A 14,728-nucleotide genomic window follows, 5' to 3' on the forward strand; every position below is an offset into this window, starting at 1 on the left:
GTTATGCCCATACGATGGAAACCATCGACGAATTAATCAACACAAGGCAACACTGCGTTTTGTGATGCCTTATGTTGGGGAGATCCCAGTTTGGCTCCGCTGCTTAAACCGTTGCCGCCAGGTCTGGCAGCGTCGTCAGTTCTTCTGTGCTGGAGACACAATAATCAATACCAATACTCTTCAGAATTTCCCAGACATTGCTGTTGCTGGAATATTCAGCAATGGTCTTTTTCGCCATAAAGTGGGTGATGTCCTGAATTGATTTCACCAAGGCATAATCGGCAGAGCTGGTATGCAGGTTGTCGATAAAGCTGTGGTCAATCTTAACGTAGTCGACGGGCAGACTTTTCAGGTATTCAAACGAGGATTGGCCAGTACCAAAATCTGATAATACAAACTGGCAACCCAGGCTGCGCATCTCGTGCATAAAGTCAGCAGCATCATCTAAATTGCGAATGGCCGAGGTTTCGTTCAGTTCAAAACAGATTTTATCCACAGGAATGTCATGCACCCGCGCCTGCTCGAAGATGTACGTCAGTAACGCTTCATCGTTGATGGCGTGTCCTGACAGACGCAAAATAAAGCGATCAATGTTGGCAGCGGTATCGCTGTTGTGGGCCAGCCATTGCACCACCTGCTCCAGAATCCAGCGATCCAGCATATACATGCGATTGTAATTTTCCGCCGCCTGCAGGTACTCCATTGGTGGGATATGTTCGCCATTGTCATCCTGAATACTGACGAGAATCTCATATTGTTTCTCGTCCTTATGGCGCTCCTGAATACCTTGCACCGGCAGGCACAACACTTTCAGTTGGTTATTGGTGAGAGCCTGATTCAGCTTGTTGCCCCAGGCCATAAACTCATCCTGGCGTTGCTGGGAGGCATCATCAAATTGATAACGGATAATGCGGCTGCCACCTTTTTCTTTAGCGACCAGGCAGGCAGCTTCGGCTTGTTCAATTAGATCCGCAGCATTGACCTGATCATTATTCATTTCTGCCAGGCCAACGCTGATATGAATGCGGAACTTCTGATCGTCACAATCGATATCAAATTCTTCAACCCGCTGCTTCAGCTCACGTACGATGGCTTCCGCCTGTTCTATATCGGTACGGCGCAACAGCATGGCAAACTCGTTACTGCCAATGCGGGCGCATAAGCTATCGCTTTCCTGATCATCCAGGATAGTTGCCAGGCTTTGCAGGCAGGCATCACCACCTTCCATTCCATAGCTTTTGTTGATCAGTTTAAACTGGTCAATATCGATCATACACAGAGTGGCTGCGGTGGAACTGCGGCTGCTTTGTTCAAACACTTCATGCAGCTGCTGAACGAAATGCTGACGGTTAGACAAGCCGGTTAATGAGTCAATATTGGCTTGCTCAGACAAGTCGCGATAAATCTGCTGTACCAGTTTGTCGACACTCTGATCGACAGCCGACTCGTCTTGTTCATAGAGGCGTTTCACCTGGTTCTGATCAAAGGCAATCGCCAGCTCTGCCAGAGTGAAATCGATGACCTTCATACCACTGTGATTCACACAAGCAAACTTGGAGTAGTCCGGGGCAATCCAGACAATCGACACCGCCTGATCCTGACGAGTCAGTAACAGCCAGTCGCCGACCTGCAGGTTCTGTGCTTTGCGGGTGCCACGTCCTTCTGGGACTTCTTCTTCCTGTTCAGCAACAAAGGTTGGCAGGTCAACGGTTTCACGTACCTGACCCTGATCCAGATGTTCTTTCGCCGCCGATAGGATTTCATCATGCCATTTCTGGTGTTGTGGCAGGCTGCCATTCAATTGATCCAGCTCGTTGCGGGCCAGTTCCATCATCGGGCTGAAACGTCCCAGTAATTCTTTACGGCCAGCATTTTTCGGGCTGAATAATGACAGCACCTGACGATACAGTTTCACGGCACCGGTGAAACGTTTGCTGTCGACACCTTCGCGCAACAGCAGCAGGCTAAGCAGTTGTTTCCAGCCTTCGTTTAACCATTCAACCACGCAATTAGGCAATGTACGGCCGGAGCTGTCTTTACCGATTAAATGCTCAATCTTCTGACGGGCTTTTTGTAATTGGTGTTCACCTTCGGCTGCTTGGGCCACACGGTCGGCGTTTTGTTTTGCCTTACGCTCCGCGTTAGAAACCAATCCCTGCAGGCTTTCCAGCAATTCATCCAGCGAGGTTTCATCATCTTCAAGGTTGGCGGCCAGCGGTTCGATCAACTTATTCAGTTTGTCGCTCAGGCGCGACTCACCATTGGTGGTCAGTTTGCCAAGTTTCGCCAGCTGGTTCAGAACCAGGCGTCCCGGGTGTTCCGGGTTAAACAGTAAGCTGGCATCCTTCATCATTAACCGCAATAACGGCCAGCCCAGACGTTCAATATGTGGCTTCACAAAATCGGCCACCTGCTCATTGGCAATCAGGTTCTGCGTGACCTGTTCGATGGTTTCAATCGCATCACGGGAGTCTGCAGGCAAACTGTTTTCTTTTTCTGCCAGTGCTTTTTCGACTTGCTCACGAATGTTGGCCGGCATGTTGTCTTCTTTGCTGGCCAGGTCCGACAAAACATTTTCGACGGTTTGTGGCGCTGCAACCGGCAGGGCGACGGCTTCACTATGTTGTAGCTGTTCAAAGCGCTGGTAACGCAGCTGCAACAGTGACTGAATGTTGGAATAAGCTTGGCGTGCCTCTTGTTGATGGCGCTGGAAATTCTGCAGTGTACTGCCACTCTGCGCATTAACCGCCATCGGCTGGGGCTGCATTTGATGTTCATTGGCGGCTTGAGCCACCATGTCACCATCGTTTGGTGTCGGGGATGATGTTGAGGCGGAGCTCAGCTGTACTACCGGTGATGACGGGGGAGTGCTGCGGCGACGGTAGCGCATCGACATTGGGATATCGATTTGTTTGGTGATTTCCTGGTAGCAGTTTTGCAACCCCTGATAAGCCGCTTGCTCAAAGGTATCAAATGCCAGCGCGCGTGCTTCCTGAGGAAGCTGTAATTTCTCCAGAGCATCCCGAAAGGCATCGGTGACGGTATTGGGGCCGATGGGATTGAAGCAATCCTCGGTCTTGGCGTTAGATAAGGTATCCAGCAGCTGTCGTACTTCGAAGCTCACATGACTCAGGCGGGATTGCAGGTGTGATGCTGTGACTTTGGCCAGTAGCCATTCTTCAAAGTCATCTTGTTGCACCAGTGATAAATTTTCGCTGCCCTGAGTTTGCGTCTGTTGTTCACGAGTCTCTTTCGGTTTTCCCGCCTGCCAGCGCTCCATTTGTTGTTGTAAGGTACGCTTGAATACCTGCAAGAACTCCGGTGCATGTTGCTTTGACTGTTTCTCGAGCTTTAGCCAAAGCTGCTGCTCAGCGGTATTGCGTGCCATATTGGCCTGATCGAAAGTGCTCTCCAGGAAATTCGGCAGCCATTGCTTGGGCAAGTAGTCGATGGTTTTATTGGCGATGTTCTGAAAGGCTTGCTGGAACTGCTGACGCTTATCAGCGGCTAAGCCGCCCTGAGCTTTGTGTGACTGATTGAACTCCTGCAAACGCAGAAAAATCTTATCATCCGGATGATGAAATTTTACCCCAACTTCCTTATCTTCCTGATGCATCCACAGGACTTTGACTTCCAGTAATTCGCTTTCCAGTTGCAGCTTCAGTAGCAGTGGCTGCTGATCATCCACCTCTGCCGGGCCGTGTGGCCAGGCCAGTTTCATACCGGTATGGGAGTAATCCGTAACGGTGCAATCATGCCAGGAATCATCAGCAAGTTGTAACTGAGCAATAAACTCACTGTTAAAGCGGGGGTGTTCACGGTGTTCGGCAGCCATAATAATTCCATTTTGATCGCGGGAGAGGGGGTTACCTCATACCTGGACCTTAAGTATAGAAAAGCGTTGCAAAGATGCTTCCCTCAATTGGTCGAAAATGCCCGGATAGTCCTGATATTTGTGAGAAGCACAGAGGCGCGCACCTTACGTTATCTACCCAGTATCGGGTTATTAAAACAACGTAAAAAGTAAGGCCTAATGATATTTTTCACCATGCTGGGTTGTATGACTATAGCAGGAGTCCCATTTTTGATAATTTAATCATTTTTTATTAACTCAATCCCTTGAGTTTGCGGTATAGCGTACGTTCACTGATGTTTAGCTGTTGTGCCAGATCCGCTTTGCTGCCTGAATAATGCGTCGACACCTGCTGTAAATATCGCTGTTCCAGTTGTGATAACGGCACGATGTTTTCCTCGGCAATGACGCTCATGGTTAATTTCTGCATCGGGTCATCAGTGGCTAGCTTATCTTCTTGTTCAACCACCAGATGTTCGGTTTCAATCAGCCCGCTGTCACAGAGCAGAATGGCGCGCTCCAAACGATTACGCAGTTCCCTGATGTTACCCGGGAAGCGTTGTTGGCAGAGCCACTGGCATGCCTGGTCGGACAGCTTTAACGGTTTATCCTGTCGCAGTTGTTTTAATAAATGATTGGCGAGGGGAATAATGTCCTGAGAGCGCTCTCTCAGGGAAGGCAAATGAACCGGAAAAGGACTGATACGATAGTACAGGTCTTGACGAAAGCGGCCTTCCTCGACCATTTGTCTCAATTGGCGGTGTGTGGCGCAGATTAATCGAAAATCCGCTTGTTTCGGATTCACACTTCCCACCGGGCGATAGCTGCCGGATTCGATCAAACGCAGCAGCTTAACCTGCATCGGCAGAGGGATGTCGCCTACTTCATCAAGAAACAGGGTGCCACCCCGAGCGGATTCAACCAACCCTTGCTTGCGATGAGTGGCGCCGGTAAACGCGCCTTTTTCATGGCCAAATAACTCACTTTCAAACAAGGACTCTGTCAGTCCGGAGCATTCGACGGTCACAAAAGGTTTATCGCTGCGCTGGCTATGGCTGTGCAGGTACTGCGCCGCCAATTCCTTTCCGGTGCCGGATTCACCCAATAATAAAACGTTGATGTTGGCCGGAGCCGCACGGCTGAGTAATTCCAGCATACGGGTATACGCCGGGCTGAAACCGATCATGCTGCTTTGGGAGTCCGGGTGACGGTTGGTCGGTGTCATCACTTCAATAAAGTATTGAATCTCACCTTCTTCATCATGAATCGGGGTCAGTTCGACATCGACGTGCTCGCGTCCTTTGGAAGTATTGTGGATATGTAATAGGCGCTGGCGTTGCCCGGTTTCCAGGCACTGGCGTAAGGGGCAGTTTTCTCCGGCCTGATCACACGGCACGCGGTAGCCATGTGACACCTCATAACACTTGCGATTCAGTAAGGTGCCGGTTTGTAAAAAAGTCTCCCGATACGCCCCATTGGAAGCACGGATGCGGTAATCCCGATCAAGCAAAACCGCTGGTGCCGGTATGGCCTCAAGCAGGCTGGTGATCGCCGGCAGGCTTTGTTCATTGTTCAGCATCATAGTGTGTCAGTGTGTCAGTTTTGTCGTGACAAAAATGTCATATTGCGGAAGAGCGGTAAAGGAAAACCACGAACAATAGCCCAAAACCCTGATTAACCGCGGCTTGGCAGTACTCTGAATTAACTGGTCTGGTCTTTGCTGAGTGACGCTTGAGAGACGTATGAAAGACGTTCTGAACGGTTTCCTGAAGCGATCATTGTGTTAAGAGGCATATTGTGTGAAGAGGAATAGCTGGTGAAAACAACTGAGGCAGGAGAAAAAGCGCGCCCTTTATTTTCTATCCCACTGATTCGTGAGCTGACGCTGGTGTTGGTGATCAAGCTGGTGGTGATTTTTGCCATCAAGCAGGCCTATTTCTCCGAACCGCTGGATATGACACAGGCTGAGACTGTGATCGCTCGCCAGCTGGGTGTGTTAAACCCGGCAGATCAAGCGCAAGCAGCGACCGTTCGTTCTGAACTTTTGTTATCACCATCTGAAACGGAGCACTAAGCATGATTAGTGAGAGCGTTGTTGATTTATCGCGTTTGCAGTTTGCTATTACCGCGTTTTATCACTTTTTGTTTGTACCGCTGACCCTGGGCCTTGCCTTTATTCTGGCCATTATGGAATCCGCCTATGTCATGACCAATAAACAGGTCTACAAAGACATGGTGAAATTCTGGGGTAAGTTGTTTGGTATTAATTTCGCGCTGGGTGTGACAACCGGCCTGACCATGGAGTTTCAGTTCGGCACAAACTGGGCGTATTACTCACATTATGTTGGCGATATTTTTGGTGCTCCACTGGCGATTGAAGGCCTGATGGCTTTTTTTCTGGAGTCGACCTTTATTGGCTTGTTCTTTTTTGGCTGGGATCGGTTATCGAAGTTGCAACACCTGATGGTGACCTGGTTGGTCGCCATTGGTTCTAACATGTCAGCGTTGTGGATTCTGATTGCCAATGGCTGGATGCAAAATCCGGTGGGCGCTGAATTTAATTATGAAACCATGCGTATGGAAATGACCAGTTTTTCTGAGGTGATTTTTAATCCGGTGGCTCAGGTGAAATTTGTTCATACGGTATCGGCTGGCTACGTTACCGGTGCGATGTTTGTGCTGGCGATTTCAGGTTATTACATGCTGAAAAAACAGGACTTACCTTTTGCTCGTCGCTCGTTTGCGATTGCCGCCAGTTTTGGTTTTGCGTCGATTTGTTCGGTTATTTTATTAGGTGATGAGTCCGGATACGAAGTTGGGGACGTGCAAAAAACCAAACTTGCTGCAATTGAAGCGGAATGGGAAACCCATGAACCGCCTGCGGCATTTACCTTATTCGGTTTGCCGAATGAAGAAACCATGCAAACCGACTACGCCATTAAAATCCCTTATGCCCTGGGGTTAATTGCAACCCGCTCAACCACCGAAGAAGTGACGGGTATTAAAGATTTAATCAGCGAACATGAGCAACGCATTTATCGTGGCATGGAAGCGTACGGTTTATTGCAACAAATGAAATCCGGCGATACTTCTGCCGACATACTTCAACAATTTGATCGGCTGAAAAACGACCTGGGTTATGGCCTGTTATTAAAGAAATACACCAACCATGTCACCGATGCGACGGCCGATCAGGTTAAGGCTGCGGCGCGCGATACCATTCCCCGAGTTGCCCCCATGTTCTGGACATTCCGGATTATGGTGGGGTTGGGCTTCCTGATGTTTGTATTGATTGGCCTGTCGTTTTATTACAGCGCTAAAGGCGTGGTGGAGCAGAAGCGCTGGTTGCTGAAAGCGCTGTTGATATCACTGCCGGCCCCCTGGATCGCCTGTGAAATGGGCTGGTTTGTGGCTGAGTTTGGTCGCCAGCCCTGGTCTATTGGTGAGGTGTTGCCAACACATTTGTCGGTATCGACCCGCTCTGCTGAAGATCTGTATTTAAGTCTGGCTGGATTTATTGGCTTTTACACCCTGTTGCTGATTGTTGAGATGTACCTGATGTTGCGCTTCGCACGTCTTGGGCCATCCAGTTTGCATACCGGGCGTTATCACTTTGAACAATCAGCGGCGTAAGGAGGATTGACCATGTTGGATTATGAAAGCTTAAAACTGATCTGGTGGGTGCTGATTGGTGTCTTGCTGATTGGCTTTGCGGTTACCGACGGATTTGATATGGGCGTTGGCGCGTTATTAAAGATTCTTGGCAAAACCGATAATGAACGGCGTGTCATGTTAAACACGGTCGGCCCTCACTGGGATGGTAATCAGGTGTGGTTTATCACCGCGGGTGGTGCCATTTTTGCGGCCTGGCCCGTTGTTTATGCCGTTGCATTTTCCGGTTTTTATTGGGCACTGCTATTGGTGTTGTTTGCAATGTTTTTCCGCCCGGTCGGGTTCGAATACCGTTCTAAAATGGAGGATGCCCGCTGGCGCAATGCCTGGGACTGGGGGCTGACCATTGGCGGTGCGGTTCCGGCTTTAGTGTTTGGTGTGGCCTTTGGCAACTTATTATTGGGTGTGCCATTTACGCTGGATGAATTTATGCGCTCCAGCTACAGCGGCTCCTTCTGGGCGTTATTAAATCCGTTTGGTTTGTTGGCGGGCCTTGTCAGCTTGGGGATGTTGATGATGCACGGTGCAACGTATTTGCAAATGCGTACCGCTGGGGAGCTGCATCAGCGCGCCCGAACAGCCGGTGTGGTTTTATCGGCCGGTGTGATGGTGTGTTTTGCGGTTGCCGGAATCTGGGTCGCCAATATCGATGGTTATGTGATCATTCAGGCCGCCGATACCGCGGGTGTGATGACACCGCTGCAAAAGCAGGTGGTGATACAGGACGCTGCCTGGCTGAATAATTACCAGCAATATCCGCTGACCTTGTTGGCACCGGTTCTGGCGTTTGTCGGCTTAGTGCTGACGCTGCTGATGTCGCTGCTGAATCGCTCGCCGCTGGCTTTTATCGCCAGCTCGGTTGCCGTCGCATCGATTATTTGTACTGCCGGTTTTAGTTTGTTTCCGTTTTTGATGCCGTCCAGTACGGATCCGTCCGTCAGTCTCACGGTGTGGGATGTGACCTCCAGCGAGCTCACGCTCACCATTATGTTCTGGGTCGCGATGCTGTTTGTGCCGATTATTCTCGCTTATACCGGGTGGGGGTATTACAAAATGTGGGGGCGCCTGACCACGGACTTTATTGAAGACAACCGCTATTCAACCTATTAATGCAACTGAACTGTGGAGGTTCACTATGTGGTATTTCGCCTGGATTCTTGGTGTTTTACTGGCCTGCTCAGCAGGGCTGATTCATGTGTTATGGCTGGAATTTAACGACAATTTTGAGCGCGATGCCGACCTGGAACAATAATGTCTGACGAATTTCAGCCTCATTATTCATCTTATGGCCCGCTGTATCAGGGCTGGGCCCGAGGACTGTCATTGCTGGTGGCCTTGGTTTTGTCGGTAGCCATTCTGGTCATGCCGCAACTGGTTGCAGCGGATACAGCGGAGCTGAAACATGGCCCTTTGTCTCTGGGCATGGCCGGAATTTGTATCGGCTTTGTGCATGGCGTGGGTTATGTCCCGCAGCTGCGTATCTGGCGGTGGCTGTTCAGCCCTTATGTGGGCTGGCCTCTGATGGCTTTATGTGGCTATTGGTGGTTATTCCCTCTGTTTTTCTGAATGGAGTCTGATCATCACTGGTGGAGTAAAAAGCACTTTTCTGTTTTTCTGGGCTTGCTAATATGTCTGTGTGTTTATTTAAGAATTATTTGGGTGTGATATGGCTTTAACGAAAGAAGATTTTCTGGCGCAGGCGCGAGATGCGGTGAATCCGGTTGATGGTGATGCCGCTGAAGCTCTGCTGGCACAAGACGGTGTTGTTGTGCTGGATGTTCGTGAACCCGCTGAATTTGATATGGGGCATCTGCCGGGAGGGGTGAATGTTCCGCGTGGTTTGCTGGAGTTTATGGTGGGCAATCACCCGGCACTTTCCAACACTCAAGCGACGGTATTGCTGTACTGCAAAAACGGTGGTCGCTCGACATTGGCCGCGCATACCCTGAAACAAATGGGGTTTGATCAGGTGAAAATGCTGGTCGGCGGTTTTGATGGCTGGCAGGGCAGTGTGCACAAAGTGGAAGTGGACCCGAACATCTATCAATAACCGTCATTCATAATAACTGCATCACTGCAGATCAACGGATAGAGAGATAACCATGAAACGTTTGATGATAACGGCCGCACTGTCTGGTCTGATGGTGACAACCATTGCACCGGTTCAGGCGGATGAGGCATTAATTAACGAAGCACGCCAGCAGGTGAAACAGTTGGCGGTTCAGTTACAACAAACGCTAAAAAAAAGCATGAAAACCGATGGGCCGCAGGCAGCCATCAAGGTGTGCAACACTCAGGCTCCTGAAATTGCGGCGACGTTAAGTGAAGGTGACTGGACGGTTGGCCGCACTTCGCTGAAGTGGCGTAACCCGGGTAACCAGCCGAATGATTGGGAAACCTCGGTCATGCAATCTTTCGCTGAACAATTAAAAGCCGGTGCCGATCCAAAAACACTGGAAGCGACAAAAACCGAAGGCGACCGCTTTTATTATATGAAAGCGATTCCAACCGGCGGTGTATGTCTTGCTTGCCATGGCGATAACATTGCGCAGCCAATTGCTGCTCAGTTGGATCAGCTGTATCCGGATGATCAGGCCCGCGGTTTTCAGATGGGTGAATTACGGGGTGCGTTTACTCTGAGTAAGACACTCAATTAATCAGTCCTTAAGGAAGGGAATAATGGCGACGCATATTGCAAAAATTCGCTGGCATCAACAGGGTGATTTTAATCATCAAAGTTTTGAACGCCGCCATGAGGTCGCGTTTCAGGAGGGTGTGGTTCTGCCTGCCGGTGGTGCCGGAAATGATTTTGGTGCGGACCCGGAGCAACTGCTTGCTGCATCGATGGCCAGTTGCCATATGCAGACATTTCTGAGTTTGGCAGCGAAAAAGCGACTGCAGGTACTGAGTTATTCAGATGATGCTGAAGCTGTGCTTGGTCAGCGCGATGATGGCAAATTCTGGGTGGAAAAAATTATTTTAAACCCTCAGGTTGAGTTTGGCGGAGACAAAATTCCGGATGCCGATACTATTCAGGCCATGCATGAAAAATCCCATCAGCATTGTTTTATTGCTAACTCAGTGGCTGCCGCCATGGTGGTTGAAATAAAAGGCTAACACAAACCGCGCATTGCACAGTGCCCCTGTTTTTTTCAGGGGCATTCACTATCATTAGTGTTATCTATCAGCAAATGTGACCGAGCATCCTATGGCATCGCCATTACCCAATATTCTTGGCCTCTCCGGCGTTGGACCTCATGAAAATAAACGTGCCAGAAAACTAGGGCGCGCATTTGAGGGGCCGATGATTTTTGTCGCCATGTGGATTGTCTTTGAATGGTATCTGCAGTCTAAGGCTGAGCGCCCTATTGCGGTCACTGCGTTTACCGATTGGTTTATCTGGGGATTTTTCCTGCTCGAAACCGTGGTGTTAACCATCGCGGTGGACAACAAAAAACGTTATCTCGTTAATAACTGGGCAAACATTGTAATTGTTGCCGCGGGTCTGCCGGTATTGTGGGAAACCTTGCCCCATGCCGGTGGTTTAAGGGTGTTGCGACTGCTGGCCATTTTTATTGTATTGATGAATACCTCGGGCACCTTCCGCAAAATCATGGGGCGTAATCATCTGGGTCCAACTCTGATGGTGAGCTTCGTCATTATCGTGATTGCCGGTACGGTCATGGCGGCGATTGATCCCAATGTCGAAACTCCGCTGGATGGTATCTGGTGGGCCTGGGTAACCGTAACCACGGTGGGGTATGGTGACATTGTGCCGGGCAGTACCGCAGGGCGTTTGTTTGGTTCGTTTCTGATTCTGATGGGGATTGGTTTGTTTGCGATGCTCACCGCCAGTTTTTCTTCCTTTTTTATGCAACAGGATGAAAAGGATCTGATTCGTGAAGAAAAACATAACACGCGACGTCTGACGGAAATGGCCACGCGTATTGAAGCGTTAGAAGGCAAGCTGGATCGATTAATTCGTTATTCCGAGCAGGTTGAGCAACGACGTTTGGAGGAGCTGAATAAAAAACGCTGAGGATAAACCCTGACCCCGTATTGACGTGTGAATACCAGAGCCTGCTTACAGACTCTGGTTTGGCACGGCGAAAGGGTTTGCCTCAGGCGTGCTGCTCTTGTTTTTCGGCACAACGGATACACAGGTCAGCGTAAGGAACCGCCGCCAGGCGCAGTTCATCAATGTCTTCACCACATTCCTGACACTCCCCGTATTCACCCTGATCAAGGCGCACCAGAGCGCGATCAATCAGTTCAATTTCATGGCGGGATTCTTCACCAATGGCACTGAGCACGTCGTCGTTTTCACGCTCAACGGCTTGTTCGGCAAAATCAGCGGATAGCGGCTCGTCACGATGACTGGCATCACGTTCGACTTTTTCTGCACGCTTTTGCAGTAACTGTTTGCGTTCAGACAACTCTTTTTGAATGGCTTCTTTGTTCATCGCAATATCCCTTGTTTTCGCTTTTTAATGAGCTTAGAACAGCAAGAATAGCGACCTATTGATTTGCATCAGTGGCCCGGGTAATAAATCACTTAGTCTGAAAAAATGCATTTATCAGTAGGAAACAAGTGATGTCAGAGACTCATTTATTGTCCGATCCTTATCGTGCGCTTGGCACTGACATGCCGTTTAATCAGCGGCTTGAACATCTCTATCGTGTGTTGCGTGAACAGCTCGAAGGGGTCGACCGGTTTGCACTGGCGCGCTACAACCCGGATGACCAGAGCCTTTCTGCATTTATGTTTGAAAGTGAGGCCGGTACGCCGTTTGTGGATTATTGCCAGCCACTGGATAAGGTGCCGTCGTTACAACAACTGGCTGAGCAGAATACCATTCGTGTGGTGGACGATATGCGCGAGTTTCGCCAGGAGGAGTTTATCAGTGCCCATTCGGAAGCACTGCTGGCGGTGGGGTTGCGCGCCAGCTTTACCATGCCATTGCGCCACCAGGGGGAGTTATTAGGCTTTTTGTTTCTTAATTCAAAACGGGCGGGATATTTTGCTCCGCAAATGCTGGCGTATTGCAACGTATGGGGGCACCTGGTGGGGCAGTATGTGGCGCAAGAGCTGTTAACAGCTCCTGATGGATCAGTCGCCGGGTAACAACTCGAGCGCCAGTTTCAGAAAATCCTGAGAAGTGAGAATACCAATCAGGTGTTGCTCATCATCCACCACCAATAAACAGCCCTGCTTCATGGTGTGTAACATGTCACCGGCTTCTCGTAACGGGGTGTCGGCTTTGACGGTGGTCAGGGTGGTTTTCATGCAGCCGGTTAGTTCGGTTTTTGCCAGGTAATTCGCCAGCTGGTGGGCGCCAAATTTATCCGTAATACGAAAGGCTTCAGACAGAAACTCTTTTTGGGTAATTAATCCCATCAGTTTGTTATCCCCGTCGGTCACCGGGATATGGCGAATTTGTCGTTGTGCCATGATGGTTTCGGCTTCTTTCAGGTTGGACTCTGGTGACAGTGTCAGCAGGTTGCGCACCATAATATCGGCGACCTGTTTCATAACCACTCCTTCAATAATTTTTCATAAAAACAATATCCTTTCAGTAAAGCAGGAATTTACCTGAGTGCTATGCTGGAATGCAGGTTATGTCGGATTTTGGAAAGGTCGTATGAGCATCAATAACAATATTCGTAATTATTATGAGCAGCTGGTGGCAGAAGAGATTCTTGCCCGTCTGCCTGGCAGCCAGGATGCGGGGTATCTGGCTGATATTGCCTGTGTGGCGCTGAATCATTTACCGCCACGCTATATTCGTCACGAAGTCGACATGGCATTTTATATGTCGCCGGATGAACTGCACGACATTCACCAGCGGGTTAAACAGGCCGTTGCGGATGCCATTGAATTTATTGCGTCTCACCGCCGTGATGATCTGGAATGAAGTGATGTCACCGTTAAGGTGAAAATGATGCCAAATTGCCCGGCGTCAGGCTTTTTAGCGATGTTTTTGTTATGATGCCGGGCAAATTTTCACTGGTTAAGTTTCTGGAATCCCATGTCAGAATTAAAAAACGATCGCTTTCTGAAGGCGCTGCTGCGTCAGCCGGTTGACCGTACCCCAATCTGGATGATGCGTCAGGCCGGGCGTTATCTGCCTGAATATAAGGCAACCCGTGCTCAGGCTGGTGATTTTATGTCGCTGTGCAAAAACCATGATCTGGCGTGTGAAGTTACCATCCAGCCGTTAGAGCGTTTCCCGCTGGATGCTGCGATCCTGTTTTCCGATATTCTGACCATCCCCGATGCCATGGGGTTAGGCCTGTACTTTGAAACCGGCGAAGGCCCACGTTTCAAAAAGATCATCCGTACCGAAGCCGATGTGAACAGCCTGAATGTGGTGAACACCCAGGCGGATCTGGATTACGTGTTAAAAGCCGTTAGTACCATTCGTTCTGAACTGAATGGTCGTGTGCCGCTGATTGGTTTCTCCGGTAGCCCATGGACACTGGCGACTTACATGGTGGAAGGCGGCTCTTCCAAAGACTTCCGTCATGTCAAAGCCATGATGTACGACACGCCAGAAGTGATGCATCAGTTATTGGATACACTGGCGAAGTCGGTGATTGATTACCTGAATGCCCAGATCGAAGCCGGTGCCCAGGCGGTACAGGTATTTGATACCTGGGGTGGTAGCCTGAGTGATGTGTGTTACCGCGAATTCTCGCTGAAATACATGGAGCAAATTGTTGCAGGTCTGAAGCGTGAACATAACGGTCAGAAGATCCCGGTGATCCTGTTCACTAAAGGTGGCGGTCAGTGGTTAGAAGCCATGGCCGATACCGGTGCCGATGCACTGGGTCTGGATTGGACCACAGATATCGGTAACGCCCGTGGCCGTGTTGGTGACCGTGTGGCATTACAGGGCAATATGGATCCTTCTGTGCTGTACGCGTCTCCAAAAACCATTCGTGCGGAAGTTAAACGTATTCTCGATAGTTATGGTAAAGGCTCTGGGCAGGTATTTAACCTAGGTCATGGCATTCACCAGTTTGTTGATCCGGAGCATGCTAAGGCCTTTGTTGAGGCCGTGGTTGAATTAAGCCCGGAATATCATCAGTAACATTTTAACGGCGCCCAAAGGCGCCGTTTTTATGTGGACTTATTGTGATCGGTAGTTTTCCCGATAGTGCGTTAGCGTATTGTTTTTCAACGGGTTATTACCGCATTAT

The 14,728-nt window shown here is 49.6% G+C and carries 16 protein-coding genes; 12 read left to right on the forward strand and 4 right to left on the reverse strand.

Annotated features, from left to right (window positions below; genetic code table 11):
- Positions 1-103 precede the first annotated feature (103 nt).
- Together KFF03_RS01015 and KFF03_RS01020 are read right to left on the reverse strand one after the other, a co-directional pair.
- Complete coding sequence (locus KFF03_RS01015; protein ID WP_255858421.1) at positions 104-3,835, reverse strand: DUF1631 family protein; 3,732 nt, start codon at positions 3,833-3,835, stop codon at positions 104-106.
- A 271-nt stretch (positions 3,836-4,106) separates the two neighbouring features.
- A complete protein-coding gene (locus KFF03_RS01020) occupies positions 4,107-5,435 on the reverse strand; it encodes a sigma-54-dependent Fis family transcriptional regulator (RefSeq protein WP_255858422.1) in 1,329 nt (442 codons plus the stop codon).
- Between the two features lie 234 nt (positions 5,436-5,669).
- Here KFF03_RS01020 and cydP point away from each other — a divergent pair, with 234 nt between their 5' ends.
- The 9 genes from cydP (at position 5,670) to KFF03_RS01065 (ending at position 11,564) form a co-directional block, all read left to right on the forward strand.
- Positions 5,670-5,927: a cytochrome oxidase putative small subunit CydP gene (cydP, locus tag KFF03_RS01025; protein WP_255858423.1), complete on the forward strand. Its 258-nt coding sequence runs from the start codon at positions 5,670-5,672 to the stop codon at positions 5,925-5,927.
- Between the two features lie 2 nt (positions 5,928-5,929).
- Complete coding sequence (locus tag KFF03_RS01030) at positions 5,930-7,486, forward strand: cytochrome ubiquinol oxidase subunit I (RefSeq protein WP_255858424.1); 1,557 nt, start codon at positions 5,930-5,932, stop codon at positions 7,484-7,486.
- A 12-nt stretch (positions 7,487-7,498) separates the two neighbouring features.
- Positions 7,499-8,635: a cytochrome d ubiquinol oxidase subunit II gene (gene cydB / locus KFF03_RS01035; RefSeq protein WP_255858425.1), complete on the forward strand. Its 1,137-nt coding sequence runs from the start codon at positions 7,499-7,501 to the stop codon at positions 8,633-8,635.
- 25 nt (positions 8,636-8,660) lie between these two features.
- On the forward strand, positions 8,661-8,777 hold the full coding sequence (gene cydX, locus KFF03_RS01040) for a cytochrome bd-I oxidase subunit CydX (RefSeq protein WP_255858426.1): 117 nt from the start codon (positions 8,661-8,663) through the stop codon (positions 8,775-8,777).
- Entirely contained in the window at positions 8,777-9,091 is a 315-nt protein-coding gene (locus KFF03_RS01045; RefSeq protein ID WP_255858427.1) for a cyd operon YbgE family protein, read from the forward strand. Before cydX ends, KFF03_RS01045 begins: the two co-directional genes overlap by 1 nt.
- A 100-nt stretch (positions 9,092-9,191) precedes the next feature.
- Positions 9,192-9,575: a rhodanese-like domain-containing protein gene (locus KFF03_RS01050; RefSeq protein WP_255858428.1), complete on the forward strand. Its 384-nt coding sequence runs from the start codon at positions 9,192-9,194 to the stop codon at positions 9,573-9,575.
- A gap of 52 nt (positions 9,576-9,627) precedes the next feature.
- Complete coding sequence (locus KFF03_RS01055) at positions 9,628-10,182, forward strand: DUF3365 domain-containing protein (RefSeq protein ID WP_255858429.1); 555 nt, start codon at positions 9,628-9,630, stop codon at positions 10,180-10,182.
- A gap of 22 nt (positions 10,183-10,204) precedes the next feature.
- A complete protein-coding gene (locus KFF03_RS01060) occupies positions 10,205-10,642 on the forward strand; it encodes an OsmC family protein (RefSeq protein WP_255858430.1) in 438 nt (145 codons plus the stop codon).
- Positions 10,643-10,718: 76 nt separating this feature from the next.
- Entirely contained in the window at positions 10,719-11,564 is an 846-nt protein-coding gene (locus tag KFF03_RS01065; RefSeq protein WP_255858431.1) for a potassium channel family protein, read from the forward strand.
- Positions 11,565-11,646: 82 nt separating this feature from the next.
- Here KFF03_RS01065 and KFF03_RS01070 read toward each other — a convergent pair whose 3' ends face one another.
- Positions 11,647-11,988, reverse strand: a complete 342-nt coding sequence (locus KFF03_RS01070) for a TraR/DksA family transcriptional regulator (protein WP_255858432.1) — start codon at positions 11,986-11,988, stop codon at positions 11,647-11,649.
- A 131-nt stretch (positions 11,989-12,119) separates the two neighbouring features.
- On the opposite strand from KFF03_RS01070, the gene KFF03_RS01075 reads away from it, so the two are divergent.
- The gene (locus tag KFF03_RS01075) at positions 12,120-12,650 is read left to right on the forward strand and encodes a GAF domain-containing protein (protein ID WP_255858433.1); all 531 of its coding nucleotides are present in this window, start codon (positions 12,120-12,122) and stop codon (positions 12,648-12,650) included.
- On the opposite strand, the gene KFF03_RS01080 is transcribed toward KFF03_RS01075, so the two are convergent.
- Positions 12,636-13,058 carry an HPP family protein gene (locus tag KFF03_RS01080; RefSeq protein WP_255858434.1) on the reverse strand — a complete coding sequence of 141 codons (423 nt, stop codon included), beginning with the start codon at positions 13,056-13,058 and terminating at the stop codon, positions 12,636-12,638. The two genes, KFF03_RS01075 and KFF03_RS01080, sit on opposite strands and share 15 nt — an antisense overlap.
- Positions 13,059-13,167: 109 nt before the next feature.
- On the opposite strand from KFF03_RS01080, the gene KFF03_RS01085 reads away from it, so the two are divergent.
- Positions 13,168-13,440, forward strand: a complete 273-nt coding sequence (locus tag KFF03_RS01085; RefSeq protein ID WP_255858435.1) for a late competence development ComFB family protein — start codon at positions 13,168-13,170, stop codon at positions 13,438-13,440.
- Positions 13,441-13,554: 114 nt separating this feature from the next.
- A complete protein-coding gene (gene hemE / locus KFF03_RS01090) occupies positions 13,555-14,619 on the forward strand; it encodes a uroporphyrinogen decarboxylase (protein WP_255858436.1) in 1,065 nt (354 codons plus the stop codon).
- Positions 14,620-14,728: the final 109 nt, after the last annotated feature.

Origin of the sequence: Bacterioplanoides sp. SCSIO 12839, from assembly GCF_024397975.1 — a bacterium.
Lineage (GTDB): Bacteria > Pseudomonadota > Gammaproteobacteria > Pseudomonadales > Oceanobacteraceae > Bacterioplanoides.